This window comes from Streptomyces sp. SID14478 (genome assembly GCF_010548525.1).
Lineage (GTDB): Bacteria > Actinomycetota > Actinomycetes > Streptomycetales > Streptomycetaceae > Streptomyces.
Window position 1 is genome coordinate 1 of record NZ_JAAGMG010000863.1, and the last position, 314, is coordinate 314.

The following is a 314-nucleotide window of genomic DNA, read 5'->3' on the forward strand; positions in this document are numbered from 1 at the left end:
GCAGGGGCACTGCCGGCTCGACACCGGGTACACCGACGGCGACACCGTCGGCGTGCACTACGACGCCATGCTCGCCAAGGTCGTCGCGCACGCGCCCACCCGCTCCGCCGCCGTCCGCGCCCTCGCGGGCGCCTTGGAGCGCGCCGAGGTGCACGGCCCGGTCACCAACCGGGACCTGCTCGTCCGGTCGCTGCGCCACCCCGAGTTCACCGACGGCCGGATGGACACCGGGTTCTACGAGCGGCACCTCGCCGAGCTGACCGCCCCGGCCGAGGACCCGTACGCGCCGCTCGCCGCCGCCCTGGCGGGGGCCG

The 314-nt window shown here is 77.1% G+C and carries 1 pseudogene; it reads left to right on the forward strand.

Annotation, left to right across the window (positions count from 1 at the left end):
• Positions 1-314, forward strand: a pseudogene (locus G3I40_RS28145) (acety-l/propionyl-CoA carboxylase subunit alpha); the annotation flags it as partial.